Raw genomic sequence first — 23,576 nt, 5'->3', positions numbered from 1 at the left:
ACTCTGGGGTCGGACATCATCAACTCCCCGTTGCCTTCTGGTACGCGGCGATGTTCGCGTCGAGACCGGAGAGCACCGAGTTCCAGTCCGGTCGCCAGACGGTCACCCCGGCGATGGCCCGCGCGGGTGAGTTCGCGGAGGTGTCGGCGGGGACGTCGGAGCGCACCGACACGCCGAGTGCGTCGGGCCCGACGGTCTTCTGGACATCGGCCGACAGCAGGAACTCGAGAAGCTTCTTGGCGTTCTCGGAGTGCGGTGCGCCCGTCGCCACACCGGCGACATACGGCAGCGACACCGTCGTGCGCGTCCCGTTCGCCTCGGCCGGGAAGAACACCTCGAAGGCCGATTTGTCGTCGCGGATGGACGTGAGGTTCATCTGCACGTCGCCGTTGGCGACCATGATCTCACCGTTGCTCACCTTGGGCTGCAGCTTGCCGGTGGAGCTCGACGGCCCGACGTTGTTGGCCTGCAGGCGTTTCAGGTAGTCCAGACCACCCTGCTGTCCGCGCAGGTGCTGCAGCAACAGCAGGACGGCGGTGCCGTCGCCGGCCTGGCCGGGGGTCGAGTACTGGATCTTGCTCGCGAAGCGCGGATCGAGCAGATCGTCGAAGGTGCTGGGGGCGGGCGTCGCCCGCGGGCTCCGGATGAACGACAGGTAGTTGTCGACGATGGAGACGTACTTGCCGCCCTCGTCCTTGTTGTCGGCAGCGACGGCCGAGGTGTCGACGCCGGAATCGGCGAGCAGGCCTGACTCGTCGGCCTTCTGGATGAACGGGGGCAGGGTCACCACGAGGTCGGCCTGTGGGTTCGAGCGCTCCTTCTGGACGCGGGAGACCACCTCGCCCGAGCCGGCCTCGACGTAGTTCACCGAGATCTTCGTCTGGGCGGTGAACTTTGCGAACTCCGTCTTGTACCAGTCGCCGAGGCCGTCGGCGCTGTAGACGGTGACGGTGTCGGAGCCCGATGTGGCCGTCCCAGTCCCGCCGCAGGCGGTGGCGGTGACCAGAACCAGGGCGGTGGAGGAGATCGCGGCGGCGACGTGTCGGAGTCGGCGGGATGGAGTGAACATGGGAAGTCCTTTGCGGTGTGGTGTGACGGGTGATCAGGGCAGAACAAGATGGGTGAAGTCGGAGACGGAGTCGACGACGTGGGTCGCACCGGCGTCGTCGAGTTGCTGTCGGTCGTGGGCGCCGGTGAGCGTTCCGGCGACGATGCGCGCACCGGCCCGGAGGCCGCTGACGATGTCGCTGGAGGTGTCGCCGAGTACGGCGACAGCGCCGACGTCGTCGATCTCGAGGTCGATGACCGCGCGCAGGACGAGGTCGGGGTAAGGCCGCCCACGGCCCACCTCCTCGGGTGACAACGTCAGATCGGCGACATCGGCCCATCCGAGCACGTCGAGCAGCCGGTGTTGGGTCGCACGACTGAAACCGGTTGTGAGAGCCACCTTCACGCCCGCTTCGCGCAGTGTGGCGATGGCCTTCTCGGCCCCCTCGATCGGTCGGATGTCGCCCGTGCCGATCAGGTCGTCGTAGGCCGCCTCGAAGGCGCGATTGCCGAGCTGGGCACGCTCCTCGTCGTCGCCGGTGAGGGCGCGGAAGACGGTGATCTTGGACTGGCCCATCGTCTCGATGACGTACTGCCACGCGTGGTCGCGCTCGGGTCCGTCGGCGGGTATGCCGATGGCGGTCGCGGCGACGTCGAACGCCGCCAGGACGAGTCCACCGTCTTCGACGGTGGTCCCGGCCATGTCGAGCACGGCGAGTGCGATGGCTGGGGGTGTGGCGGTGGACAAGGGTGTCCCTTTCGCGGGGAGGAGTGGGGATCGGAGATGCGTCAGAGCGCCATGGCGTCGGCGGTGTCCTCGCCGATGGCCGGACCGAGCGTCATGCCGCGGCCACCCGGGCCGGTGACGACCCAGATGCCGGGCGACACCTCACGGCGACAGACGATCTCGTCGGGATCGGTGCATTGCGAATAGACGCCGGCCCAGCGCCGGACGATCGGCGGGAGATCGCGCCCCAGCAATTCCTCGACGACGCCGCGGAGGTGGTCGTAGGGCGCCTCGGCGACGTCGAAGTCGAAGGGCTCGTCGTAGTGGTGGGTGTCGCCGATGGTGAGTCCGCCGTGCAGGCGTTGGACGCACAGCAGCTGCATCCGGTGTTCGGCGGCGACCTCGGGCTGCGGCTGGCGTGTTCGCAGGTCGTCGAGGGTGTCGCCGACGAATGCGGGGTAGTAGCGGAAGCTGTCGCCGTCGGCGATGGCGGTGGTCAGGGGTTCGTCGAGCGGGGCGGTCTGCATCATCTGCAGTCGCACGCGACGCACCGGCAGGTCGCCCGCCACCTCGCGCACCAACCCGCCGTGCGCTGCGCCGGCGCAGAGCACGACGGCGTCCCCGCGGTGGACCCGGCCGGCGTCGTCACGCACGCTCACCCCGTCCGATGACGACGTCACCTCGCGCGCCTCACACCCCGGATGGAACTCGTAGCGGCCGGTGGCGCTCAGCGCATCTCGGATCGCCGGGAGCGCGACGCGCGATTCGACGGCCCCGTCACGGGTGCAGTGCAACCCGGCGAGGTACTTGCCGCGCAGCGCGGGGTTGACGGCGATCACCTCGTCGGGATCGAGGAGCCGGAACCCGCGGTCGGCGGCGTCGGCCCGGGCGACGACATCCTCGGCGACGGCGACCTCGTCCGCGGTGCGCAGCAGCGTCATCGATCCGGCCGGACGGAAACCGACGCCGGGGACCGAGCGGCCGATCTCCTCCCACAGGTCGCGAGATCGGTTGGCGACGGCCAGTTCTCCCGCGGAACGCCCGGACACCCAGACCAGGCCGAAGTTGCGGACGGTCGCACCGCGGGCCTCCGGCTCACGCTCGAGGTGGATCACATGATGGCCGCGTAGCACGGCCGAGCGGGCGTGGGAGGTGCCGAGGATGCCTCCGCCGACGATGACGATTCTCATGGGTGCCAGCCCGCATTATTGGTCTAGACCAATCAATGACCGCGGCGATAACGCTGGGTTAACAATTGGTATAGACCAATACGCTAGGCTCACGGAGTGGACGTGATCGACGAGACGGCGCAGGTGCTGGCGTCGCTGCGCGGGGTGTGGGACGAGGTGGAGGTCGATGAACTCGACCACGCGCTCCAGGCGGGACGTCGGGCGGCCGACGACGACGCCGACGACGAGCTGGTCCTCGCGAGCGTGCTGCACGACGTCGGACACAGTCCGGTGGTGCTCACCGATCCCTCGGTGCATCACGAGGACGCGGCGCAGGAATGGCTCACCGCACGGTTCGGCGCTCGTGTCGGCTGGCTCGCCGGGGCGCACGTGGAGGCCAAGCAGTATCTCGCCGCCACCGACGAGGACTATGCGCGCGCGCTGTCGCCGACGTCGGTCAGCTCGTTGGCGTATCAGGGTGGGGCACTCGCGACATCATCTCGCACCGGTCACGTCTGGTGGCCCGACGCGCTCCGGCTGCGTCGCTACGACGACGCCGCCAAAGTGCCCGGTGCACAGGCGCTGTCGATCGACGAGGCGTTGGACGTCGCGCGACGGGTGGCCCGGAGATGACCGCCGCGCCCAAGGTCCCCAAGTACTACGCGGTGCGGACCGAGCTGGAGCGGATCGTCGACACCCTCGAGGTGGGCGACGCGGTCCCGGCCGAGCGAGACCTTGCCGAACGGTTCGCGGTGTCGCGCGAGACCGTGCGCCAGGCCTTCCACGAGTTGCTGGTGGAGGGTCGTATCGAGCGGCGGGGTCGAGGAACTGTGGTCGCCGCACCCAAGCTCGTCCAACCGCTGTCGCTGCTGTCCTACACCGAGGGGGCGATCAGCCACGGACGTGTGCCCGGACGTCTGCTGGTGACGTGGGAGGACATCGTCGGCGACGACGAACTCTGCGGCGAACTGCAGATCGCCCGCGGGTCGACGGTGATGCACCTCGAGCGGGTACTGCTCGCCGACGGCGCGAAGCTGGGCCTGGAGAGCACCTTCCTGCCCTGGGATCGGTTCGGATCGTTCACCGACACCTTTGATCCGACGACGTCGCTCTACGCGGCGATCCGCGAGGCGGGGGTGACGTTCGGCAGCGCGAACGAGCGGATCGAGACCGTGCTGGCCTCACCCCGCGAGGCGACCCTGCTCGAGACGACCACCGCGATGCCCATGCTGCTGATGCATCGTCGCAGTCTCGACGTCGACGGACGCCCGATCGAGAAGGTGCGCTCGCTCTACCGGGGAGATCGCGTGGCATTCGAGGCAATCCTGCGCGAGTGACGCGCCGCGGTCGGCGAGGTGTCGGTGTCGCCGGTCACCTCGGGTGGTAGACACGTCGCGACGACATGTCGGGCGAGGGCAGGAGCGAACAGTGAGTGGAGTCGAGGACCGGGTGGTCGTGGTGACCGGCGCCGGAGGTGGGCTGGGGCGTGAGTACGCGACGCTGCTCGCCGCCGAGGGTGCGCTGGTGGTGGTCAACGACCTCGGCGGAGCTCGCGACGGGTCCGGCAGCGGTTCGGCCATGGCCGACACCGTCGTCTCCGAGATCACCGACGCCGGTGGCCGCGCCGTCGCCAACTACGACTCCGTCGCCACCGCCGAGGGCGCGCAGGCGCTGGTGCAGACCGCACTCGACACCTACGGCGCCATCCATGGCGTCGTGAACAACGCGGGCATCCTGCGTGACGGCTCGTTCCACAAGATGAGCGACGAGAACTTCGACGCCGTCATCAAGGTCCACCTCTACGGCGGGTACAACGTGACCCGCGCGGCGTGGCCGCACTTCCGGGAGCAGCGCTTCGGGCGCGTGGTGGTCGCCACCTCGACCAGCGGTCTCTACGGCAACTTCGGGCAGGCCAATTACGGCGCCGCGAAACTCGGACTGGTGGGGCTGATCAACACCCTGGCGGTCGAGGGCGCCAAGTACTCCATCACCGCGAACGCGGTTGCGCCGCTTGCCGCCACGCGTATGACCGAGGACATCGCGCCCGCGGAGATGCTCGAGAAGCTCTCCCCGGCTTTCGTCGCACCGGTCGTCGCGCACCTGATGAGCGAGGAGTGCACCGACACCGGGTCGATCTTCGAGGTCGGCGGTGGGCAGGTGGCCCGTGCGCAGATCTTCCACAACGCGGGCGTGCACTTCGACACCCCGCCCTCGGTCGACGACCTGCGCGCGCAGTGGTCCACCGTCACCGACATGTCGGCCGCGACACCGGGATCCAATCCGCTCGGCTGATCGATACGCCGGGTCAGGCGCGCGCGGCCCGCAGCACCACGTCGTTCACGTGATGGGCCCCGCCGCCGACGCCACTGTGTCTACGCGGCCGTAACTCGTTGCGCACCACTGCCCATTCGTCGCCGAGAAGGGCCGCGACGTGATCGGTGTGGTAGATGCTGTCGAGATCGGGACCACGCCAACGGGGTTCGTCGTCGGCCGCGTTCGCGGCGTGCTCGGCCTGGTGGCGGTGGATGTCGGTCATGTCGTGTGCGACCCACAGCAGGGTGCCGCCGGGAGCGACGACGTCGAGCAGGGCGCGCATCGGCCCGTCGCCCTCGACCCGCATCATCGGGAAGTACTGCATCGACACCAGATCGAACGGGCCGGACGGCGGACCGTCGACGGCGACGTCGCGCCGCTCCCATGTGATGGAGCCGGCCGCGCCCAGTGCGCGTGCCCGGTCGATGGCGACGCTCGAGATGTCCACCGCCGTGACCTCCCACCCGCGGGCGGCGAGCCAACGCGCGTCGTCGCCCTCACCGCTGCCCAGATCGAGTGCGCGGCCGGGCGCCACGTCGGTCATCTCGTCGACCAGGGCGCCGTTCGGATCGCCGCTCCACACGCGATCGTCCTCGTCGTACCGGGCGTTCCAGAAGTCCTCGTCCATCCCGTCACCCTACTGAGAACGCGACCGCCCGAGGGTCACACCTGTACCTCGAGCCACTTCATGCCCTACCGTCACAGCATGCGAGTGATGCGAAGTCAACGACTGCGACGGTGTGTCGCGACGATTTCTGTGGCGACGGCGATGGTCGCGGCGGCACCCGCGGCGGTGGCAGCCGCCGACACCGGCCCTGACGTGTCGTCGTGGCAGCACGTCAACGGCACCCTCATCAACTGGTTCGCAGTGAAGGCATCGGGGCAGGACATGGCCATGGTCAAGGCCACCGAGGGACTGAGCTACGTCAACCCGTACTTCGTCCCCGACTCGATCGGCATGCGGCTGGCCGGCGTCGCTCGCGGGTCGTACCACTACGCCGACCCCGCTCTGCCCGCCGCGCCGCAGGCGGCTCTGTTCGCCACGGTGACCCTCGGCATCAACGGATACGGCGACCTGCCACCCGTGCTCGACCTGGAGAAGACCGGTGGCCTGGGGCCCGGCGCGCTCATCGCGTGGACGCAGCAGTACCTCGACACCGTCCGCCTGCTGACGGGCCGGATGCCGATCATCTACACCTATCCGGCCTTCTGGCGCACCGCGATGGCCAACACGAACGTCTTCCGCGGTTACCCGCTGTGGATCGCCGACTACAACGGCCGCTCGGCGCCCGGGCCGCTGCCCGGGGGCTGGACCCGGTGGGCGTTCTGGCAGTACACGAGCAGTGCGTCGGTCCCCGGGATCCCCGGGCGCACCGACATGAACCGGTACAGCGGTTCGCAGGGCCCGCTGCGCGCCTACGCGAACAGCTGATCACCGGTCGCCCTGCGGTCGCGGCGGTAGGTTTGCCCCATGCGAGTGTTCACATCAGCAGACGACATCCTCGGTGCGGCAGGGGAGACCCTGGGTACCACCGACTGGTTGACGATCACCCAGGAGCGGGTGAACCAGTTCGCCGAGGCGACCGGCGACCACCAGTGGATCCATGTCGACGTCGAGCGCGCGAAGGCGGAGAGCCCGTTCGGCGGGCCGATCGCCCACGGCTACCTCACGCTGTCGCTGGTGCCGATGCTGGCGTGGCAGCTCTACAGCATCGAGAATGCGAAGCTGGGTATCAACTACGGCTCGAACAAGGTGCGCTTCCCGGCTCCGGTGCCGGTCGGCTCCGAGGTCTCCCTGACCGCGGTGCTGACCTCGGCGCAGGCCACGAAGGACGGGATGGTCGAGATGGTGGTCACGCAGACGCTGACCGTGCGCGACGCACCGAAGCCGTCGTTGGTGGCCGAGACCATCACCCGCGTCGCGTTCTGACCGTCTCGCGCCCTGCGGCGCGGCCCCCGATCAGATGGAGGCGGTCGCGAGCGCCCAGATGACCGCCGGTGCATCCGCCTGCAACTCGCAGGGGGTGCCCTTCGCGGCGCTCTGCAGTGCGAGACCGTCGGCGTAGACCATCACGTGCGCGATACGCGCGTCGGTCTCGGCGTCGGGCAGACCGGCTGCGGCGAACGCGCGGACCAGCAGACGCCGGTAGGCGGCCATGCAGCGGTCCGAGATCGCGGCGACGGTCGGGTTGCGCGCCGACTCGGTGTACATCTCGAGTTGCGCCAGCATCCGGTTCGGCTCGCAGTACGAGGCGCTGAAATCGGCGAACACCGCGGTCATCAGTTCGCGCGGCGTCATGGTGTCGAGCTCGGGCCGGGCCAGCGCGGTGTCGCACTGCTCGACGACCGAGTCGGCGAAGCGCGACAGGGCCGCGATGAGGAGGGCGTCGCGGTCGGCGAAGTGATATGTGGTCGACCCCAGCGACAGGCCCGCCGCCGCCGCGACCTCGCGCAGCGTGATCGCGTGGAGACCCCGCTCGCCGATCAGCCGCAACGTGGCTTCGAGCAATACATCGCGGCCGGTACCCCGCGCGACCGTGGAACGGCCTGTGTTCATCTGTCGATCCCTCACCCTCACGCAATCCGATGTGGACTGCGGTCCACGTTGACAATATCTAATGAATCAATATCGATCCACAGTGTGCGCCGGGAACTGCTCACTTGCACACATTCTGCCCCACACACGCAGGAACCCGGCTCCGCGCGCGAAGCCGGGTTCCCGTGTCGCCCGTTCGGGCGTCGGTTCCTCGGATCAGAGGTTGCTGCCGCAGACCGGCCACGCGCCCGGTCCCTGCGAGGCGAGGACGTTCTCCGCGACGCGGATCTGCTCCTCGCGGCTGGCGGCCGCCGGGCTGCCGCTGCCACCGTTGGCCTCCCAGGTGCTCTGGGTGAACTGCAGGCCCCCGGAGTAGCCGTTACCGGTGTTGATCGCCCAGTTGCCGCCGCTCTCGCAGGCGGCGACCGCGTCCCAGTTGTGCCCGCCCTCGGCGGACGCGGTGCCGGCCATCAGGCCGAACGATGCAGCGGCCAGGACGCCGGTGACTCCTGCACGCAGGGTCAGGGTGCGGATGGTCGTGCTCATGGTTTCTCCTCAACGCGCCGCGGTCGAGATGTCGGTGTGCGCGGCGCTGGGTGTTCTCTCCCGCCCGTGGACTCGCTCGGGCGGTCGTCGAGATCGACTGCAGGTCTGCTCGGCAGGCCGTCATCGCAGGGCGACGAGAGCACTCGATCTCGAACCGGAGGCGACGCTACAAACCGACACGGCGTGCGGTCACATCGAGAAACCTGGTGGTGGGGGGTCGGCGAGACGGGGCTCGCGACGCCGTCGGGCCGTCGTCGGAGCAGGTCATCTCGGCGTGTCGGAAAGGGGGTGGACGGGTGCCCAGCCGGGTGTTCTCGTGACGAGGAACACCGTGTTAATGTGAACGGGGACACGTCCCGACCGAGGGTCCGGAACGGCGTCGGCGACGGTCGCGAGCCTGTCGATCCGAGGCTCAGCGCGTGCGACGGAGCCCGTCGATGACCACGCGGACAAGCGGGCGACTGTCGGCGATGTCGCCGTTGACGTGACAGGTCATCGACAGTCCGCCGATGAGCCGGAAGACCTGATCGGCGGTCACGTCGTCACGGAACAGACCCTGTTCCTGTCCCGCGACCAGGATCGTCTCGATCATGGCGCGGGAGTTCTCCCGGGAGTCGACGAACACCGGGGCGTCGGCACCGAGCTCGGCGAGGATGACCTCTTTCATCCCGCGCTTGGACGCCGCCGTGCGGAGGTACTCGTCGAAGACGGCGACCAGCGCGTCGTCGGGAGCCATGGTCTCGCCGAACTGCTTGCCGTTGGCGACGATCTCCTCGGACTGACTGCGGTAGACGGCCTCGATCAGCGACTGGCGACTGGGGAAGTTGCGGTACAGGGTGCCGATCCCGACACCGGCGTCGGCGGCCACGCGCTCGAGCGGTGTGTCGACACCACCCTCGGCGAACAGTGCACGTGCCGCGGCGACCAGCTTGTCGCGATTGCGGACGGCGTCGGCGCGGGGGGCGCGGGAGACGGCCGGGGTCGCCTTCGTCACTCCGACCTCCTTGTCGATGCGGGCAGCACGAGGTGTTGCAAAACGGAGGGAGCCTCCGTATCGTATCCGGAGGAAGCTTCCGTTTCGCGCTCGAGTGTACTCCGACCCTCTAGGGAGACCACACATGTCCATTCCCTCTGTTCGCCGTTCCCCGGCCCCATCGGGCCGGATGCCCGGCGCACTGTCCCGCCACCTCGGCACGCTGGTGCTCATCAGCGTGCTCGGGTGCCAGCTGATGGTGGTCGTCGATGCGACCATCGTCAACGTCGCACTCCCCGACATCCAACGCGCACTGGGCTTCTCGTCGACATCGCTGTCGTGGGTGCTCAACGCGTACACCCTGACCTTCGGTGGGCTCCTGCTGTTGGGGGCCCGCATGGGCGACATCCTCGGACGCCGCCGCACCTTCCTCGGCGGGCTCGCGCTGTTCGTCGTCGCCTCGATGGCCGGCGGGTTCGCCGTCGACGGTGTCGCGCTCCTGGTGGCCCGGGCGGCGCAGGGCGTGGGCGCCGCGGTCGCCGCGCCTGCGGCCCTCGCGCTGCTCATGACGCGTTTCCCCGAAGGGCGGGAACGCAATCGGGCCCTGGGGCTGTTCACCGCCGTCTCCATCGGCGGCTTCTCGATCGGCCTCGTGCTCGGTGGTGCGCTCACCCAGTGGTTGAACTGGCGCTGGGTGCTGTTCGTCAACGTGCCCATCGGCATCGTTGTGCTCATCGCCGGCGCGCTGTCCCTGCCCGCCACCGAGCGTTCGCGCAAGCCGTTCGACCTGCAGGGTGCGCTCTACTCGACGGTCGGGATCGGCATGGTCGTCTACGGCCTGGTCAACGCCGCGGAGAAGGGGTGGTCGGACGCGGTCACCCTCGTCTCCCTGATCGTGGGCGTCGTCCTGCTGGGCGCCTTCGTCGTCGCCGAACGTCGGGCCGCCCAACCGATCACACCTCTGCGTCTGTTCGCCAGCGTGCCGCGCTCGGCGTCGTACGCCGGACGTCTGGTCATGGTCGCGGGCTTCATGGGGATGATGTTCTTCCTCACGCAGTTCCTGCAGGACGTGCTGCACTACGGCCCGCTGCAGACCGGTCTGGCGTATCTGCCGATGACCGCGTCGACCTTCGCCGCGACCCAGTTCTCGGCGCGGTACGCATCGGTGCGGTTCTCGGGGCGGGCACTGCTGATGGTGGGCTTCGGTCTGGCGATCGCCGGGATGCTGTGGCTGACCCAGATCCACCAGGGGTCGAGCTACCTCGAGCTGATCGGCCCGATGATCCTCATCGGCCTCGGCGGCGGGACGTCGTTCCTGTCGCTGACCACCGCGGCGCTGCGCGGGGTGGCCCCGGCCGATGCCGGCGCGGCCTCGGGCATGGTCAACGCGATGCAGCAACTCGGCGGCACGCTGGGCCTCGCGGTCCTGGTGACGGTGTTCGGGTCGGCGAGTGCGGCGGCCGGAGGCACACCGCTGCACGCCTTCACCGCCGGTGTGCAGCAGACGTTCTGGGCCTCGGCGATCCTGCTGGGCGCCGGGATGGTGCTGATGGCCCTCACGCAGGGGGAGCGGCGTCAGCGCTCCGCCGACAACGCGCCCGAACCGATCGCGACGCCGGTCGAGGTCGGCTGACCCGACGCGTGGGCGTGTGATCGCCTCGCGCGCAGACGAAGAAGGGCCCGGACGCACCCCTCGGCGTGTCCGGGCCCCTCTGCTGCTGTCACCGGCAGCGGTGACAGCACGTCCTCACTTCAGTTCGGCGCTGGTCTTGTTGAGCACGCGACGCGCGATGACGAGGTTCTGGATCTGCTGGGTGCCCTCGAAGATGTCGAGGATCTTCGAGTCGCGGGCCCACTTCTCCAGCAGCAGGTGCTCGGAGTAGCCCAAGGTGCCGGCCAGCTCCACCGCGCGGGTGGTCACGTCGACGACGGTGCGTCCGGCCTTCGCCTTCGACATCGACGCCTCCTTGGAGTTCGGCTCCTTGTTGTCGGCCATCCAGGCGGCGCGCAGCATCAGCAGGTACGCCCCCTCGAAGTCGGACTCGAGGCGGATGAACTCCGCCGCCGCGGCGTGCTGCGACTGCGCGGGCTTGTCGTAGTCGATCTCGACACCCGCCTCCTCGAGCAGACGACGGATCTCCTCGAGCGCGGCGCGGGTGACACCCACCGCCATCGCGGCCACCATCGGACGGGTGTTGTCGAACGTCTGCATGACGCCGCCGAACCCCTTCTTGGTGTCCACCTCGGGCGAACCGAGCAGGTTCTCCTTGGGGATGCGGCAGTTCTCGAACCGGATCTGCGCGGTGTCGGAGACCTTGATGCCGAGCTTGTGCTCGAGACGCTCGATGGTGACACCCGGGTGCTCACGCGGCACCACGAAGCTCTTGATCGCGGCGCGACCGGCACTCTTGTCCACTGTCGCCCACACCACGATGTGGGTGGCGCGCGAGCCGGCGGTCACATAGATCTTCTCGCCGTTGATGACGTACTCGTCGCCGTCGAGCACGGCCGTGGTCGACACGGCGGCGGAGTCGGAGCCGAAGCCGGGCTCGGTGATGGCCATGGCGGCCCACACCTTGCCGAAGCTCTCGAGCTGCTCGTCGGTCGCGACCGCCGAGATCGCGGCGTTGCCGAGACCCTGGTACGGCATGCTGAGCACCAGACCCACGTCACCCCAGGACGTCTCGAGGACGTTGAGGCAGGCCGCCATGTTGCCGCCGTTGGCGACGGCGCCCTCGGGCAGCTCCTTCTGCGGCTGCTTGCGTCCGCCGTCGGCGCCCGCACCGGCTTGACCGGTCTCGGTGAGACCGTCGTACAGGCTGGCCAACGTGTCGAGCTCGATGGGGTAATCGTGTTCGCGCAGGTCGTACTTGCGCGAGACGGGCCGGAAGATGTTCGCCGCCGCCTGGTGCGCCTGGTCGACGGTCACCAGGAGCTTCTTGGGCAGTTCGAGATTGATTGCCATTGTTTTCTCTTTTCGAGGAAGAAGTCGTTGGGGGAGTCGGGACGGTTACAGGACGACGATGCCCTCGCCGATGGAGGCCGCGCGCAGGTCGCGGTACCACCGCTCGACGGGGTGCTCCTTGGTGAAGCCGTGTCCACCGAGGAGCTGCACGCCGTCGGAACCGATCTGCATGCCCTTGTCGGACACCAGCTTCCGGGCGAGTGCCGCCTCACGGGCGTAGGACAGTCCCTGCTCGGCGCGCGAGGTGCCGCGCTGGGTGACCAGGCGCAGTGCGTCGAGCTCGGTGGCCATCACGGCGACGGGGAACGCGACACCCTGACGGTTGGAGACCGGCTCGCCGAAGGCGACACGGTCGTTGACGTAGGGGACCACGTAGTCGAGCACGGCCTGCGAGGTGCCGACGGCCAGCGACGACCAGCCGAGGCGGGACAACCGGACCACGTCGCGGTAGGCCGCGAACGCCGCGTCGCCTTCTTCCTCGCCGAGCAGAGCCGACTTGGGGACCGACACGTTGTTGAGCACGACGCGACCCATTCCGGCCGCACGCACTCCCATGCCGGGATCGGCCTCGACGATGAGGCCCTCGGAGTCGGCCTCCACGAGGAACAGCGCCGGGCGGCCGTCGAGGTTCGCGCCGATGATGAACAGCTCCGACGAGCCGGCGGCGGGCACGAACGACTTCACGCCGTCGAGCTTGTAGCCGCTGGGCGCGCGGGTCGCCTTGGTCTTGATGTCGAAGGCGTCGAACAGAGCACGGGGCTCGGCGATGATCACCGACGACTGCGGGACGTTCTCACCGGCGTAGTCGGGGAGGAAGGTCTTCTGCTGCGCGTCGCTGCCGTACTGCGTCAGCGTGGTCGCGACACCGCTCGGTGCGAGGAGCGGGATGGCCAACCCCATGTCGCCGTAGGCCATCGCCTCGGCGACCAGGCCGTTGGTGACCACGCCGCGCTCGCTGGCCGCGCCGTCGAACTCCTCGGGCACGTTGATGGTGGTGATGCCGAGCTCGGCGAACCGGGTCAGCAGCTCCTCGGGCGCGGTGGCGGCCTCGTCGGCGTCGTGCGCGGCCGGGCGCAGGATCTCCTCGGAGAACTCGCGCGCGGTGTCGGCGATCATCTTCTGCTCGTCGTCCGGGGCGATGTTGAAGTAGTCCTTGCCCGGGGTGCTCAGGCGCTTCGGTGAGCCACCGCCCTGCACGGTCTTGAACGCGCGGCTGGCCGCGCCGAGGGTCTGGAATCCGCTCTTGGTGCCCTGGTAGGCGACGCGGTTGATCGGCTCGCGGAGGCCGAAGCGCTCGGCGATGTCCGATCCGGTGAGAACGGTCAGGAACCGCATCGCGGCACCGATCGCGTTCGTCTTAGGGGCGTTCTTGCCCACCGCGGAGGTGTCGCGCGGCTCAGTGTGAGTAGACATTTCGCACCTACAGTTTCGTGGTCGATGTTCAGGGCTGGACGACGCAGTGTCGGGTGGCCCGAGGGCTCCGACTTGCGGCGATGCCGATCTTACTCGGCAGTAAGATGCACCTTACCGACCGGTAAGGAAGATGTCACCACCCATTTCCGCGACGTCGCTGATCTGGGTGGGATCCAATGTGTCGTCCAGGCCGTTTTGCCGGGTTGTGTGACCTAATCTGTTGCGCATGACGCAACCACCCATGGGTACGCCGATGCAGCCGCCGTCGGGCCCCCAGAACGACACCTTCTACGCCGCGATCCTCGGTCAGGAGCAGGGTCCGATGACCTACTTCGACCTGCAGAACCTCACCCGCACCGGCCAGCTCAAGCCGGAGATGCAGGTGCGCACCACCACCAGTTCGTGGTTCCCCGTCTCGCAGGTGCCGGGGCTGTTCTCCGACAAGGACTGGCTCACCACCGTCCTCATCTCCTTCTTCCTCGGGTCCCTGGGCATCGACCGCTTCTGGCTGGGCTACACCGGTCTGGGCATCCTCAAGCTCATCACCTGTGGTGGACTCGGCGTGTGGTCGCTGATCGATTTCATCCTGATCATCCTGCGCAAGGTGCCCGACTCGAACGGCGTCCCGCTGCGGTGATGTCCGCGCCGACCACTGCGCCCACCCGTCGATCCGCCGAGGGCGACGACGGTGTCGGCGCGAGGGTGTCGGTGCTGATCGCGGCCGCCGTCGGTGCGGGGGCGATCGTCGCCGCCGTGGCGCTGCCGCGGTCGATCAGCACGTCGGGTCCGGTGCTGTGCCCGTTCCGCGTGGTCACCGGTCTGCCCTGCCCCGGATGCGGCCTCACGCGGAGTTGGATCGCGCTCGGCCACGGCGATGTCGCGACGGCGTTCTCCTACAACGTCTTCGGACCGATCAGCATGGCGTTCGTCGCCGCGATGATCGTGCTCACCCTCGCGGTCGCATCTGCCGGACCCGCGCGCATCGGGCGGGTCGCCGGGGTCGCGCGCCATCCGGTGGTGTGGCTCGTCGCCGGGCTCTGGATCGCCTACGGCGTGGCGCGCGCGATCGACGCGGGCATGGGCACCGGCTGGTTCCCGCCCGTCACGTGACCGGTGCGGTGACACCGAGGGCGTCGATCACCGCGTGGTGCAGCAGGCCGTTCGTGGCCACCGCGCTGCCACCGTGCGGTCCCGGCGCGCCGGTGAGGTCGGTGAACACCCCGCCCGCCTCGCGGACCAGCACATCGAGCGCCGCGAGATCCCACAGGGACACCTCCGGCTCGGCTGCCACGTCGACCGCGCCCTCGGCCACCAGGCAGTAGTTGAAGAAGTCGCCGTAGCCGCGGACCCGCCACACCGCATCGGTGAGGGCGATGAACCGGTCGCGGGCGCCGCGATCGGCCCACCCGCTCAAGCTCGAGAACGCCAGGCTCGACGCGCCGATCTCGGCCACCCCCGACACCGCGAGTCGCCGCGGCTCACCGGCGCCGACCGTCGCGAACGCGCCCTCGCCCTCGGCCGCCCACCACCGTCGGTGCAGCGCCGGAGCCGACACCACCCCGAGTACGGGTCGGCCGTCGACGAGCAGGCTGATGAGCGTGGCCCACACCGGGACGCCGCGGACGAAGTTCTTCGTCCCGTCGATCGGGTCGACCACCCACTGTCGACCCGCGAGACGGACCGCACCGCCGAATTCCTCGCCCAGCACGGCGTCGTCGGGTCGACGCTCGGCGAGGACGGCGCGCACGTCGGTCTCCACCGCGAGATCGGCGTCCGACACCGGCGTCAGATCGGGTTTGTCCGAGACCTGTAGATCCAGTGCACCGAAACGGGCCGCGGTGATCGCGTCGGCGCGGTCGGCCATCTCGAGGGCCAGCTGCAGATCAGACGGGTGCGATGCCATGCCCGGTAGGCTACTGGGCAGTTCGGGCGAGGCGAATTGTCCGAATCTCCCCACCGGCGATGCGCCGGTGGGACGAAGGAGAGGTGGACCCCGCAGATGGTCTCGGTCGTGTTGTTCGTCATGTTCGCGGTGCTGCTCACGTTCATGGTGCTCCAGTGGCGACGGGGTCGCGCCGGCGGAACCGGCGGTCTGTTCGGCGGCGGGGGAGTCGGTGCCGGCTTCGTCCAGGGCACCCTGACGGTCACCGGTGTGAGCGACCGTCCCGACGAGGGCGACCGCAACGACCAGATGTACTGCACCGTCTCGGGAACGATCATCGGCCCCGACACCGCGCCCACGAACGTCTACGGACACATGGTGGTCACCGGCAAGACGCCGTGGCCCCAGATCGGTGCCGACATGCCGGTGGTCTACAAGCCCGGCAAGACCGACACCAGCTGGCGATTCGGCAGCCTCGAGGTCCCGCCCGCCGCGTGAGTCTCCAGTTGTCCCCGCGCCCCTCACCCCGCTGTGGGCGTGGCATCGCCGCCCAACACGTAGCCTGGTGAACCGTGCAACCCGACGTACAGACCGACCTCGACTCCCTCGACACCACCCTGACCACGGTCGAGAAGGTGCTCGATCTCGAGGAACTCGCCCGCCGCATCGACGAACTCGAGCACCAGGCGGCCGATCCCGAACTGTGGAACAACCAGGAACACGCCCAGCAGGTGACGAGCGAGTTGTCGCACGCCCAGGGTGAGTTCCGTCGGGTCACCGCGCTGCGCAGCCGACTCGACGACCTGCCCGTCCTCTACGAACTCGCCGAGGACGAGGAGGGCGACGACCGCACCACCGGCCTCGCCGACGCCGACGCCGAGCGCGCCTCGCTGCGCGCCGACATCGAGGCGATGGAGGTCAAGACCATGCTCGCCGGCGAGTACGACGCCCGCGACGCCCTGGTCAACATCCGCTCGGGCGCAGGTGGCGTCGACGCCGCGGACTGGGCCGAGATGCTCATGCGCATGTACATCCGGTGGGCCGAGAAGCACGACTACGGCGTCGAGGTCTACGACACCTCCTACGCCGAGGAGGCCGGGCTCAAGAGCGCGACCTTCGCGGTCAAGGGCCCCTACATGTACGGCACCCTCTCGATCGAGATGGGCACCCACCGCCTCGTGCGGATCAGCCCGTTCGACAACCAGGGTCGGCGCCAGACGTCCTTCGCCGAGGTCGAGGTGCTCCCCGTCGTCGAGACGACCGACCACATCGACATCGACGAGAACGACCTGCGCGTCGACGTCTACCGGTCGTCGGGTCCGGGTGGTCAGTCGGTCAACACCACCGACTCCGCGGTACGCCTGACCCACGTCCCCACCGGCATCGTGGTGACCTGTCAGAACGAGAAGAGTCAGCTGCAGAACAAGGTCGCCGCCATGAAGGTGTTGCAGGCCAAGCTGCTCGAGGTCAAGCGCAAGGAGGAGCGCGCCGAGATGGATGCCCTCAAGGGCGACGGCGGCTCCAGCTGGGGCAACCAGATGCGTTCCTACGTCCTGCACCCGTACCAGATGGTCAAGGACCTGCGGACCGAGTACGAGGTCAACAACCCGACCGCGGTCCTCGACGGCGATCTCGACGGTTTCATCGAGTCGGGCATCCGGTGGCGGATGGCCTCGGCGGACAGCTAGGAGCCGTGGTGCACACAGTTCTCCTCGCCGCCCCGACCCCGGCAGGCACCGACAAACTGATCCGCTTCCTGTCGCTGCAGGGCGTGCAGATCGCCCTGTTCATCGTCGGCGCGATGATCATGACCCGGTTCATCCAGTGGGGCACCGCCCGCATCACCGGACGGATCGACCAGTCGTTCACCGAGAGCGACGAACTCGTCCGCTCCGAATCGGCCAAACACCGGCACTCGGTCGCCCAGGTCATCTCCTGGGTCGCCATCGTGATCGTCTACGTCATCGCGGTGTTCAACATCATCCGTGCACTCGGCGTGCCCATCACCGGATTCGTCGCGCCGGCCACGGTCCTCGGCGCTGCGCTCGGTTTCGGCGCGCAGCGCGTGGTGCAGGATCTCCTCGCCGGGTTCTTCATCATCACCGAGAAGCAGTACGGCTTCGGTGACGTGGTGGAACTGACCATCGTCGGGTCGGTCGCGACCGCGGAGGGCACCGTCGAGGACGTCACGTTGCGCATCACCAAGATCCGCTCCGCCGACGGTGAGGTCATCACCGTCCCCAACGGCCAGATCGTGAAGGCCACCAACCTGTCGAAGGACTGGGCGCGGTCGGTGGTCGACATCCCGCTGCCGGTGGGCGCCGACATCAGCCGCGTCAACGAGATCCTCCACCGGATCGGCCAGCAGGCGTTCGCCGATCCCCGGATGCGGCCGCTGCTCCTCGACGAGCCGACGCCCATGGGCGTCACCGAGATGGAGGTCGACGGCGTCACAGTGCGCATCGTCGCGCGCACCCTGCCGGGCAAACAGTTCGAGGTGAGTCGCGATCTGCGGGCCCGGATCGTGCGGGCCTTCGGGCGGGCGGGCATCTCGCTGGCCCCCGGCGAGAGCATCGAGACCGGCGCGATGGTCTCCACGACGCAGCGGGAGGGCGGCGAATGAGTGAGAAGCGCTCCGACACCTCGGGTCAGCAGGTGTCGCTGACGAAGGCCGACCCGGCCGTGCCTCCCCGTCGCACGCTGCTGTCGCGGGTGCCGCGCCACCTCTTCGGTGGTCGCGCGCGGACGAGCACCGTGGTGCTCCTCCTCGTGTTCCTGGGACTGTTGCTGCTCTACGGCCAGCGCGCCGACTACTACAGCCGCCTGGACGAGGAAGCCGCCGCGGCGTCGGCGACCCGCACAGCGGCGCCGCGCACCACCGAGGAGACGCAGCAGTACACCGAGCCCACCACGACACGCAGCACGCCGCGATCGTCGAGCAGTGCGCCGTCGAGCTCGTCGACCACCGGCGAACAGCAGACGTCGCCGACCGACGGGTCGCCGTCCACGACGACCACGACACCGGGTTTTAAGCTGCCCACCATCCCCGGCCTCGTGTTGCCCGGGCAGACACCGACCACCACGGCGGTGCGCTGACCCGCACGCCCCGATCGCCCGACGCCCGCACGGTGCGGGACACCGGGTCGGTGTGACTGTTGTGGCTAGACTGGCCGCCGTGATCAGCCTGGACAACGTCACGATGAAGTACAAGGCCTCCGGCCGACCCGCCCTGCAGGGCCTGACCCTCGACGTCGACAAGGGTGAATTCGCCTTCCTCATCGGCCCGTCGGGATCGGGGAAGTCGACCTTCTTCCGGCTCCTGCTCAAGGAGGACAAGCCCACCAGCGGCGACATCCAGGTCGGTCAGTTCCACGTCAACAAGCTGCCGAGTCGCCGGGTGCCGCTGCTGCGGCAGTCGATCGGATGCGTCTTCCAGGACTTCCGGCTGCTCCAGCAGAAGTCGGTCGCCGCGAACGTGGCGTTCGCACTCGAGGTGATCGGCAAACCGCGCTCGACCATCGAACGCGTGGTCCCCGAGGTCCTCGAGTACGTCGGACTCGCGGGCAAGGCCGACCGCATGCCCTACGAGCTGTCCGGTGGCGAGATGCAGCGCGTGGCCATCGCCCGCGCCATCGTCAACCGCCCGCTGCTGCTGCTGGCCGACGAGCCGACCGGAAACCTCGACCCGACCACCAGTGAGGAGATCGTCGACGTGCTCGACCGGGTGAACCGCCGCGGCACCACCGTGGTGATGGCGACCCACGACCGCCACATCGTCGACGCCATGCGTCGGCGGGTCCTCGAGTTCGACATGGGGCGGCTCGTGCGCGACGACCAGCGCGGCGTCTACGGGGTCGGCTGATGCGCGCCAGTTTCATCCTCAGCGAGGTCCTCAACGGTCTGCGCCGCAACGTCACCATGACGTTGGCGATGATGCTCACCACCGCCATCACCCTCGCCATGTTCGGCGGGGGACTCCTGGTGGTGCAGATGGCCGACAAGAGCCAGGACATCTTCCTCGACCGCGTCGAGATGCAGTTCTTCATCTCCGACACCGTCGCCGACGCCGACCCGGAGTGCCGGGCCGATCCGTGCGCGAGCCTGCGCAAGCAGATCGAGAACGAACCCGGTGTCGAGTCGGTGTCGTACGTCGACCGTGCCGCGGCGTTCCGGGACGCGAAGACCAAGACCTTCGCCAACAGTCCCGACATCGCGTCGATGATCCGCGAGAACACCCTGCCCGCGTCGTTCAAGGTGCGCATGTCCGACCCGAACCGGTTCGGCGCGGTCCTCGACAAGTTCCGGACGGCCAACGGGGTCGACGGGGTGCTCGACCAGCGAGAACTCGTCAAACGGATCTTCAGCGTGCTCGACGGTGCCCGCAACGCCGCCTTCACCATCGCGCTGGTGCTCGCGCTCGCCGCGATCCTGTTGATCGCCAACATGGTGCAGGTGGCCGCGTACACCCGGCGCACCGAGGTCGGCATCATGCGCCTCGTCGGCGCGACCCGGTGGTACACCCAGCTACCGTTCCTCCTGGAGGCCGTGGTCTCGGCCTTCGTCGGGTCGTTGCTCGCCGTCGCCGGACTGTTCGGGGCGAAGATCCTCTTCTTCGACCGCGCACTCGGCGACCTCTACGGCGTCAACATCCTCGCCCGCATCACCCTCGGCGACGTCGTGTTCGTCTCGCCGTGGCTGGTGATCGCCGGAATCGGGCTCGCGACCATCACCGGCTACGCGACACTGCGCTTCTACGTACGGATCTAGACAGCCCGTTCGAACAGGACCACCCGCATGTCGCGACCGAAGCGAGCAGGCAGATCGGTCTCGCGCACCGGGTCGAAGCCCAATGACCGGTAGTAGGCCACCAGCGTCGGGTTGTGGGCGGCGGTGTCGAGGCGGATCACGTCGTATCCGGCGTCTCGGGTGCGGTCGACGCACCATTCGACCATCGCCCGGCCCCATCCGTGGCCGGCGTGGGCGCGGTCGACCATGAGGCCGTGGACGTAGCCCGCCGGCGCGTCGTCGTCGCCCCAGAACTCCGCATCCGACCAGACCAGCCGCACGCACGCCGCGACCCGTCGGTCGACCTCGGCCACGTGCCACTCGCCGCGGGCGATGCCGTCGCCGACCTCGGTCGGCGACAGATCACCCTCGTCCCACTGTCGGATGCCGCCCGCGGTGATCCAGCGAGCGAGATCATCGCGGAGATCGACGATCGGCTGCGCATCGTCGGCCACGGCGGCGCGCATCGTCGGCAGCGGAACTCGGGGAATGGACTGCTCGGTCATGGGCGTTAGTGTCTCCTGCCGTCGCCGCCGAGTCGAAAACGATTACCGTCGCAGCGCCGGTGTCCGTAGGCTGGAAGGCTGTTCACGACGACGAGAGGTGGGTGAGATGACGAAGGAAAAGGGCCGCAAGGCCATCGCGACGAATCGTAAGGCGCGGCACAACTATTCGATCATCGACACCTATGAGGCGGGCGTCGCGCTGCTCGGCACCGAGGTGAAGAGCCTGCGCGAGGGCAAGGCCTCGCTCGTCGACGCGTTCGCGACCATCGACAACGGTGAGGTCTGGCTGCGCGGGCTGCACATCGCCGAGTACGGCAACGGGTCGTGGACGAACCACGCGGTGCGCCGCAACCGCAAGCTCCTTCTGCACCGCCGCGAGATCGACGGTCTCACCGGCAAGATCCAGACCGGCAACCTGACCCTCGTGCCGCTGTCGATGTACTTCAACGACGGCAAGGTGAAGGTCGAACTCGCGCTCGCCCAGGGCAAGCAGGCCCACGACAAACGCCGCGCCATCGCCGAGCGCACCGCCGCACGCGAGGTCACACGTGAACTCGGTCGCCGCGTCAAGGGCATGCCCGGCTGAGAGCCGTCACATCTCGGTGAACGGTGCGGCGTACCGGAAGGTGCCCACCGCCGCGTCGGTCCACGCACTCAGGCGACGGGCCTGGAAATGCTCGCCCCACCGTGGATCCGGTGCCTCGACGCCGAGGTCGGCCGCGGTGCTGAATCCGAATCGGGAGTAGTAGGCGGGATCGCCCAGCAGCGCGGCCACCGGGTATCCGAGTGCGTCGGTCGCGGCGACCACCGCGTGCACCAGTGCCGAGCCGACGCCGGCCGACTGGGCGTCGGGCCTCACCGCGAGAGGGCCGAGCCCGATCGCATCGACATCGCCGACGCGCGCCCGCGTTCCGACCACCACCCCGACGATGTCGGAGTCGGGGCGGACCGCCACCAGGGTCAGGCCGGCCACGACGTCGGGCCCGGCGAGCAGGCGCCGGGTGAGTTCGACCTCCGCCGGCTCGGAGTCGGGGGAGGCCTCGGAGGCGAACGCCGCCGCGATCACGGTCAGCGCGCTCGTCTGCTCGACGGGGTCCGGAGGCCGGATCATCACGCCGCGACGGTATCCGGACGGCCCGTCCCGGGCGAGAGAATTTTCCGCTCACGAACGCGCGCCGAGCGCTCAGCCGCGCGCCGAACTCTGCGCGCGGTCGAACGGTGGGCACGCGAAGCGGGGCTGATGAGTGTGACCGGCGGTGAAATCGGAATGAATTCGTCGTTCCGGGTTGTTAGGATGAAGCGTTCGCTGCGTCAGGAGCGGACACCTACGGGGCTGAACGGTTTCGACTTGGTTCATCTAAGTAGGGGAAGCGTGTCGGTGCAGGCGAGAGACCACCGTGAGCGTCATCGCAACCAATTAAGCGCCGATTCCAATCAGCGCGACTACGCCCTCGCCGCCTGAGCGAGTGCTGGTCTGTCGGCCCGGGTGTGCTCCCGCCCCGGGTACCGGCATCATCAAGGGGGCTCACCGTCCGGCTCGGTCGCGGAGTCGGACGGGACAACCAACAGCGACTGGGATCGTCATCTCGGCTTGTTCGCGGGACCGAGAGATCCGAGTAGAGACGTAGCGAACTGCACACGGAGAAGCCCTACTGACATGACGAAGGACCCGGGTTCGATTCCCGGCAGCTCCACCACAGAACGGACCAGGACACCAGTCCTGGTCCGTTCTGCATTTCCGTCACCGGCGTTCGACACCGCGGTGGAATGTCCCGGGCGGTTGCGCGTGTTGCACCACATGTGCCCCGCGAGATCCGTGCGGGCAACGAATTGCTGGAGGACGCTTCATGACCTCGGTCCCGACCATTGCCCTCAACGACGGACGCCACATCCCGCAGCTCGGGTTCGGTGTGTTCCAGATCGAGCCGGACGACACCGCGAAGGCGACCCGCCTCGCGCTCGAGACCGGCTACCGCCACATCGACACGGCGCAGATGTACGGCAACGAGAAGCAGGTCGGCGAGGGCATCAAGGACTCGGGCATCGCCCGCGACGACATCTGGGTCACGACCAAGCTCAACAACGGCTTCCACCGTCCCGACGACGCGAAGCGCTCGTTCGACGAGAGCCTGTCGAAGCTCGGCCTCGATCACGTCGACCTGTTCCTCATCCACTGGCCGCTGCCCACGCAGTACGACGGCGACTTCGTCACCACCTGGAAGACCCTCATCGAGTTCCAGAAGGAGGGGCGCGCCAAGTCCATCGGCGTCTCGAACTTCCAGCCCGCGCACCTCGACCGCCTCGCCGCCGAGACCGACGTCGTGCCCGCGGTCAACCAGATCGAGGTGCACCCGTACTTCGCGAACACCGAGGCTCGGAAGTACGGCGCCGACCACGGCATCGCGACCGAGGCATGGTCGCCGATCGCTCAGGGCAAGGTGCTCGACGACGACACGATCAGCGCCATCGCCGAGCGCGTCGGCAAGTCGACCGCCCAGGTCACTCTGCGGTGGCACCTGCAGCACGACAACATCGTGTTCCCGAAGTCGGTCACCGAGTCGCGCGTGAAGGACAACTTCGACATCTTCGACTTCGAGCTGACCTCCGACGACATCGCGAAGCTCGACGGACTCGACAAGGGTGAGGACGGCCGCACCGGCCCCAACCCCGACACGTTCGATTACATCCCCGACTGACCCATCCCAGACCGACCC

At 68.6% G+C, this 23,576-nt stretch carries 28 protein-coding genes and 1 other RNA gene; 17 read left to right on the top strand and 12 right to left on the bottom strand.

Annotation, left to right across the window (positions count from 1 at the left end):
- Window positions 1-19 precede the first annotated feature (19 nt).
- Genes OG579_RS06560 through OG579_RS06550 form a run of 3 tightly spaced genes read right to left on the bottom strand, consistent with a single transcriptional unit; the run spans window position 20 to window position 2,964 of the window.
- Complete coding sequence (locus OG579_RS06560; RefSeq protein WP_328858514.1) at window positions 20-1,069, bottom strand: 2-aminoethylphosphonate ABC transporter substrate-binding protein; 1,050 nt, start codon at window positions 1,067-1,069, stop codon at window positions 20-22.
- A gap of 33 nt (window positions 1,070-1,102) precedes the next feature.
- Window positions 1,103-1,795, bottom strand: a complete 693-nt coding sequence (locus OG579_RS06555) for a phosphonatase-like hydrolase (protein WP_328858513.1) — start codon at window positions 1,793-1,795, stop codon at window positions 1,103-1,105.
- 41 nt (window positions 1,796-1,836) lie between these two features.
- Window positions 1,837-2,964 carry a TIGR03364 family FAD-dependent oxidoreductase gene (locus OG579_RS06550; RefSeq protein WP_328858512.1) on the bottom strand — a complete coding sequence of 376 codons (1,128 nt, stop codon included), beginning with the start codon at window positions 2,962-2,964 and terminating at the stop codon, window positions 1,837-1,839.
- 96 nt (window positions 2,965-3,060) lie between these two features.
- Here OG579_RS06550 and OG579_RS06545 point away from each other — a divergent pair, with 96 nt between their 5' ends.
- From OG579_RS06545 to OG579_RS06535, 3 genes are all read left to right on the top strand, one after another.
- On the top strand, window positions 3,061-3,576 hold the full coding sequence (locus OG579_RS06545) for an HD family phosphohydrolase (protein WP_328858511.1): 516 nt from the start codon (window positions 3,061-3,063) through the stop codon (window positions 3,574-3,576).
- Window positions 3,573-4,280 carry a GntR family transcriptional regulator gene (locus OG579_RS06540; protein WP_045823540.1) on the top strand — a complete coding sequence of 236 codons (708 nt, stop codon included), beginning with the start codon at window positions 3,573-3,575 and terminating at the stop codon, window positions 4,278-4,280. The genes OG579_RS06545 and OG579_RS06540 overlap by 4 nt, the downstream gene beginning before the upstream one ends.
- A 91-nt stretch (window positions 4,281-4,371) precedes the next feature.
- Window positions 4,372-5,235, top strand: coding sequence for an SDR family NAD(P)-dependent oxidoreductase (locus tag OG579_RS06535; protein WP_045823539.1), 864 nt, complete (start codon window positions 4,372-4,374; stop codon window positions 5,233-5,235).
- 13 nt (window positions 5,236-5,248) lie between these two features.
- On the opposite strand, the gene OG579_RS06530 is transcribed toward OG579_RS06535, so the two are convergent.
- Window positions 5,249-5,884, bottom strand: a complete 636-nt coding sequence (locus OG579_RS06530) for a class I SAM-dependent methyltransferase (RefSeq protein WP_328858510.1) — start codon at window positions 5,882-5,884, stop codon at window positions 5,249-5,251.
- A 78-nt stretch (window positions 5,885-5,962) separates the two neighbouring features.
- Here OG579_RS06530 and OG579_RS06525 point away from each other — a divergent pair, with 78 nt between their 5' ends.
- On the top strand, window positions 5,963-6,688 hold the full coding sequence (locus tag OG579_RS06525) for a glycoside hydrolase family 25 protein (RefSeq protein WP_408068756.1): 726 nt from the start codon (window positions 5,963-5,965) through the stop codon (window positions 6,686-6,688).
- A 39-nt stretch (window positions 6,689-6,727) separates the two neighbouring features.
- On the top strand, window positions 6,728-7,186 hold the full coding sequence (locus OG579_RS06520) for a MaoC family dehydratase (RefSeq protein ID WP_045823537.1): 459 nt from the start codon (window positions 6,728-6,730) through the stop codon (window positions 7,184-7,186).
- A 30-nt stretch (window positions 7,187-7,216) separates the two neighbouring features.
- On the opposite strand, the gene OG579_RS06515 is transcribed toward OG579_RS06520, so the two are convergent.
- The 3 genes from OG579_RS06515 to OG579_RS06505 all read right to left on the bottom strand — a co-directional run bounded on the left by OG579_RS06515 (window position 7,217) and on the right by OG579_RS06505 (window position 9,332).
- Window positions 7,217-7,813, bottom strand: a complete 597-nt coding sequence (locus tag OG579_RS06515) for a TetR/AcrR family transcriptional regulator (protein ID WP_328858509.1) — start codon at window positions 7,811-7,813, stop codon at window positions 7,217-7,219.
- A gap of 195 nt (window positions 7,814-8,008) precedes the next feature.
- Window positions 8,009-8,338: a transglycosylase family protein gene (locus OG579_RS06510; protein WP_328858508.1), complete on the bottom strand. Its 330-nt coding sequence runs from the start codon at window positions 8,336-8,338 to the stop codon at window positions 8,009-8,011.
- Between the two features lie 412 nt (window positions 8,339-8,750).
- The gene (locus tag OG579_RS06505) at window positions 8,751-9,332 is read right to left on the bottom strand and encodes a TetR/AcrR family transcriptional regulator (protein ID WP_162243428.1); all 582 of its coding nucleotides are present in this window, start codon (window positions 9,330-9,332) and stop codon (window positions 8,751-8,753) included.
- Window positions 9,333-9,456: 124 nt separating this feature from the next.
- Here OG579_RS06505 and OG579_RS06500 point away from each other — a divergent pair, with 124 nt between their 5' ends.
- A complete protein-coding gene (locus tag OG579_RS06500; protein ID WP_328858507.1) occupies window positions 9,457-10,944 on the top strand; it encodes an MFS transporter in 1,488 nt (495 codons plus the stop codon).
- Between the two features lie 114 nt (window positions 10,945-11,058).
- Here the strand turns inward: OG579_RS06500 and OG579_RS06495 are convergent, their stop codons facing one another.
- Together OG579_RS06495 and OG579_RS06490 are read right to left on the bottom strand one after the other, a co-directional pair.
- Window positions 11,059-12,276, bottom strand: a complete 1,218-nt coding sequence (locus OG579_RS06495) for an acyl-CoA dehydrogenase family protein (protein WP_045823533.1) — start codon at window positions 12,274-12,276, stop codon at window positions 11,059-11,061.
- Between the two features lie 45 nt (window positions 12,277-12,321).
- A complete protein-coding gene (locus OG579_RS06490) occupies window positions 12,322-13,689 on the bottom strand; it encodes an acyl-CoA dehydrogenase family protein (protein WP_045823532.1) in 1,368 nt (455 codons plus the stop codon).
- Window positions 13,690-13,915: 226 nt separating this feature from the next.
- Here OG579_RS06490 and OG579_RS06485 point away from each other — a divergent pair, with 226 nt between their 5' ends.
- Window positions 13,916-14,326, top strand: coding sequence for an NINE protein (locus tag OG579_RS06485; RefSeq protein ID WP_082501991.1), 411 nt, complete (start codon window positions 13,916-13,918; stop codon window positions 14,324-14,326).
- Window positions 14,326-14,799, top strand: coding sequence for a DUF2752 domain-containing protein (locus OG579_RS06480; protein WP_328858506.1), 474 nt, complete (start codon window positions 14,326-14,328; stop codon window positions 14,797-14,799). The genes OG579_RS06485 and OG579_RS06480 overlap by 1 nt, the downstream gene beginning before the upstream one ends.
- On the opposite strand, the gene hisN is transcribed toward OG579_RS06480, so the two are convergent.
- The gene (hisN, locus tag OG579_RS06475; protein ID WP_328858505.1) at window positions 14,792-15,592 is read right to left on the bottom strand and encodes a histidinol-phosphatase; all 801 of its coding nucleotides are present in this window, start codon (window positions 15,590-15,592) and stop codon (window positions 14,792-14,794) included. The two genes, OG579_RS06480 and hisN, sit on opposite strands and share 8 nt — an antisense overlap.
- Before the next feature lie 96 nt (window positions 15,593-15,688).
- Between hisN and OG579_RS06470 the strand changes: the two genes are divergently transcribed.
- From OG579_RS06470 to ftsX, 6 genes are all read left to right on the top strand, one after another.
- Entirely contained in the window at window positions 15,689-16,069 is a 381-nt protein-coding gene (locus tag OG579_RS06470) for a hypothetical protein (RefSeq protein ID WP_045823530.1), read from the top strand.
- 74 nt (window positions 16,070-16,143) lie between these two features.
- The gene (gene prfB / locus OG579_RS06465; RefSeq protein WP_045823529.1) at window positions 16,144-17,259 is read left to right on the top strand and encodes a peptide chain release factor 2; all 1,116 of its coding nucleotides are present in this window, start codon (window positions 16,144-16,146) and stop codon (window positions 17,257-17,259) included.
- A gap of 8 nt (window positions 17,260-17,267) precedes the next feature.
- Complete coding sequence (locus tag OG579_RS06460; RefSeq protein WP_328858504.1) at window positions 17,268-18,194, top strand: mechanosensitive ion channel family protein; 927 nt, start codon at window positions 17,268-17,270, stop codon at window positions 18,192-18,194.
- Window positions 18,191-18,667, top strand: coding sequence for a hypothetical protein (locus tag OG579_RS06455; RefSeq protein WP_328858503.1), 477 nt, complete (start codon window positions 18,191-18,193; stop codon window positions 18,665-18,667). Before OG579_RS06460 ends, OG579_RS06455 begins: the two co-directional genes overlap by 4 nt.
- Window positions 18,668-18,746: 79 nt before the next feature.
- On the top strand, window positions 18,747-19,433 hold the full coding sequence (gene ftsE, locus OG579_RS06450; protein WP_045823527.1) for a cell division ATP-binding protein FtsE: 687 nt from the start codon (window positions 18,747-18,749) through the stop codon (window positions 19,431-19,433).
- Window positions 19,433-20,338 (top strand): permease-like cell division protein FtsX, encoded by a 906-nt coding sequence (gene ftsX / locus OG579_RS06445; protein WP_045823526.1) that lies wholly within the window; start codon window positions 19,433-19,435, stop codon window positions 20,336-20,338. Before ftsE ends, ftsX begins: the two co-directional genes overlap by 1 nt.
- On the opposite strand, the gene OG579_RS06440 is transcribed toward ftsX, so the two are convergent.
- Window positions 20,335-20,862, bottom strand: coding sequence for a GNAT family N-acetyltransferase (locus OG579_RS06440; RefSeq protein WP_328858502.1), 528 nt, complete (start codon window positions 20,860-20,862; stop codon window positions 20,335-20,337). The two genes, ftsX and OG579_RS06440, sit on opposite strands and share 4 nt — an antisense overlap.
- Before the next feature lie 106 nt (window positions 20,863-20,968).
- Here OG579_RS06440 and smpB point away from each other — a divergent pair, with 106 nt between their 5' ends.
- Window positions 20,969-21,448, top strand: a complete 480-nt coding sequence (smpB, locus tag OG579_RS06435) for an SsrA-binding protein SmpB (RefSeq protein WP_045823588.1) — start codon at window positions 20,969-20,971, stop codon at window positions 21,446-21,448.
- A 6-nt stretch (window positions 21,449-21,454) separates the two neighbouring features.
- Here smpB and OG579_RS06430 read toward each other — a convergent pair whose 3' ends face one another.
- On the bottom strand, window positions 21,455-21,973 hold the full coding sequence (locus tag OG579_RS06430) for a GNAT family N-acetyltransferase (protein WP_328859173.1): 519 nt from the start codon (window positions 21,971-21,973) through the stop codon (window positions 21,455-21,457).
- 218 nt (window positions 21,974-22,191) lie between these two features.
- Between OG579_RS06430 and ssrA the strand changes: the two genes are divergently transcribed.
- Both ssrA and OG579_RS06420 read left to right on the top strand, forming a co-directional pair.
- Window positions 22,192-22,559: a transfer-messenger RNA gene (gene ssrA / locus OG579_RS06425) on the top strand.
- 150 nt (window positions 22,560-22,709) lie between these two features.
- Window positions 22,710-23,558, top strand: a complete 849-nt coding sequence (locus OG579_RS06420; RefSeq protein ID WP_045823524.1) for an aldo/keto reductase — start codon at window positions 22,710-22,712, stop codon at window positions 23,556-23,558.
- Window positions 23,559-23,576: the final 18 nt, after the last annotated feature.

The sequence above is a fragment of the Williamsia herbipolensis genome (assembly GCF_036153515.1).
GTDB lineage: Bacteria > Actinomycetota > Actinomycetes > Mycobacteriales > Mycobacteriaceae > Williamsia_A > Williamsia_A herbipolensis.
Note: the sequence above shows the minus strand (reverse complement) of the source record. Positions and strands in the feature narration are given on the sequence as shown.

What these genes read in the sequence shown, in the direction of transcription:
- OG579_RS06560 (WP_328858514.1), bottom strand. Translation starts at nt 1,069, where the DNA reads ATGTTCACTCCATCCCGCCGACTCCGACACGTCGCCGCCGCGATCTCC.
- OG579_RS06550 (WP_328858512.1), bottom strand. Translation starts at nt 2,964, where the DNA reads ATGAGAATCGTCATCGTCGGCGGAGGCATCCTCGGCACCTCCCACGCC.
- OG579_RS06540 (WP_045823540.1), top strand. Translation starts at nt 3,573, where the DNA reads ATGACCGCCGCGCCCAAGGTCCCCAAGTACTACGCGGTGCGGACCGAG.
- OG579_RS06530 (WP_328858510.1), bottom strand. Translation starts at nt 5,884, where the DNA reads ATGGACGAGGACTTCTGGAACGCCCGGTACGACGAGGACGATCGCGTG.
- OG579_RS06525 (WP_408068756.1), top strand. Translation starts at nt 5,963, where the DNA reads ATGCGAGTGATGCGAAGTCAACGACTGCGACGGTGTGTCGCGACGATT.
- OG579_RS06520 (WP_045823537.1), top strand. Translation starts at nt 6,728, where the DNA reads ATGCGAGTGTTCACATCAGCAGACGACATCCTCGGTGCGGCAGGGGAG.
- OG579_RS06515 (WP_328858509.1), bottom strand. Translation starts at nt 7,813, where the DNA reads ATGAACACAGGCCGTTCCACGGTCGCGCGGGGTACCGGCCGCGATGTA.
- OG579_RS06510 (WP_328858508.1), bottom strand. Translation starts at nt 8,338, where the DNA reads ATGAGCACGACCATCCGCACCCTGACCCTGCGTGCAGGAGTCACCGGC.
- OG579_RS06500 (WP_328858507.1), top strand. Translation starts at nt 9,457, where the DNA reads ATGTCCATTCCCTCTGTTCGCCGTTCCCCGGCCCCATCGGGCCGGATG.
- OG579_RS06495 (WP_045823533.1), bottom strand. Translation starts at nt 12,276, where the DNA reads ATGGCAATCAATCTCGAACTGCCCAAGAAGCTCCTGGTGACCGTCGAC.
- OG579_RS06490 (WP_045823532.1), bottom strand. Translation starts at nt 13,689, where the DNA reads ATGTCTACTCACACTGAGCCGCGCGACACCTCCGCGGTGGGCAAGAAC.
- OG579_RS06485 (WP_082501991.1), top strand. Translation starts at nt 13,916, where the DNA reads ATGACGCAACCACCCATGGGTACGCCGATGCAGCCGCCGTCGGGCCCC.
- OG579_RS06480 (WP_328858506.1), top strand. Translation starts at nt 14,326, where the DNA reads ATGTCCGCGCCGACCACTGCGCCCACCCGTCGATCCGCCGAGGGCGAC.
- hisN (WP_328858505.1), bottom strand. Translation starts at nt 15,592, where the DNA reads ATGGCATCGCACCCGTCTGATCTGCAGCTGGCCCTCGAGATGGCCGAC.
- OG579_RS06470 (WP_045823530.1), top strand. Translation starts at nt 15,689, where the DNA reads ATGGTCTCGGTCGTGTTGTTCGTCATGTTCGCGGTGCTGCTCACGTTC.
- OG579_RS06455 (WP_328858503.1), top strand. Translation starts at nt 18,191, where the DNA reads ATGAGTGAGAAGCGCTCCGACACCTCGGGTCAGCAGGTGTCGCTGACG.
- ftsX (WP_045823526.1), top strand. Translation starts at nt 19,433, where the DNA reads ATGCGCGCCAGTTTCATCCTCAGCGAGGTCCTCAACGGTCTGCGCCGC.
- OG579_RS06440 (WP_328858502.1), bottom strand. Translation starts at nt 20,862, where the DNA reads ATGACCGAGCAGTCCATTCCCCGAGTTCCGCTGCCGACGATGCGCGCC.
- smpB (WP_045823588.1), top strand. Translation starts at nt 20,969, where the DNA reads ATGACGAAGGAAAAGGGCCGCAAGGCCATCGCGACGAATCGTAAGGCG.
- OG579_RS06430 (WP_328859173.1), bottom strand. Translation starts at nt 21,973, where the DNA reads ATGATCCGGCCTCCGGACCCCGTCGAGCAGACGAGCGCGCTGACCGTG.
- OG579_RS06420 (WP_045823524.1), top strand. Translation starts at nt 22,710, where the DNA reads ATGACCTCGGTCCCGACCATTGCCCTCAACGACGGACGCCACATCCCG.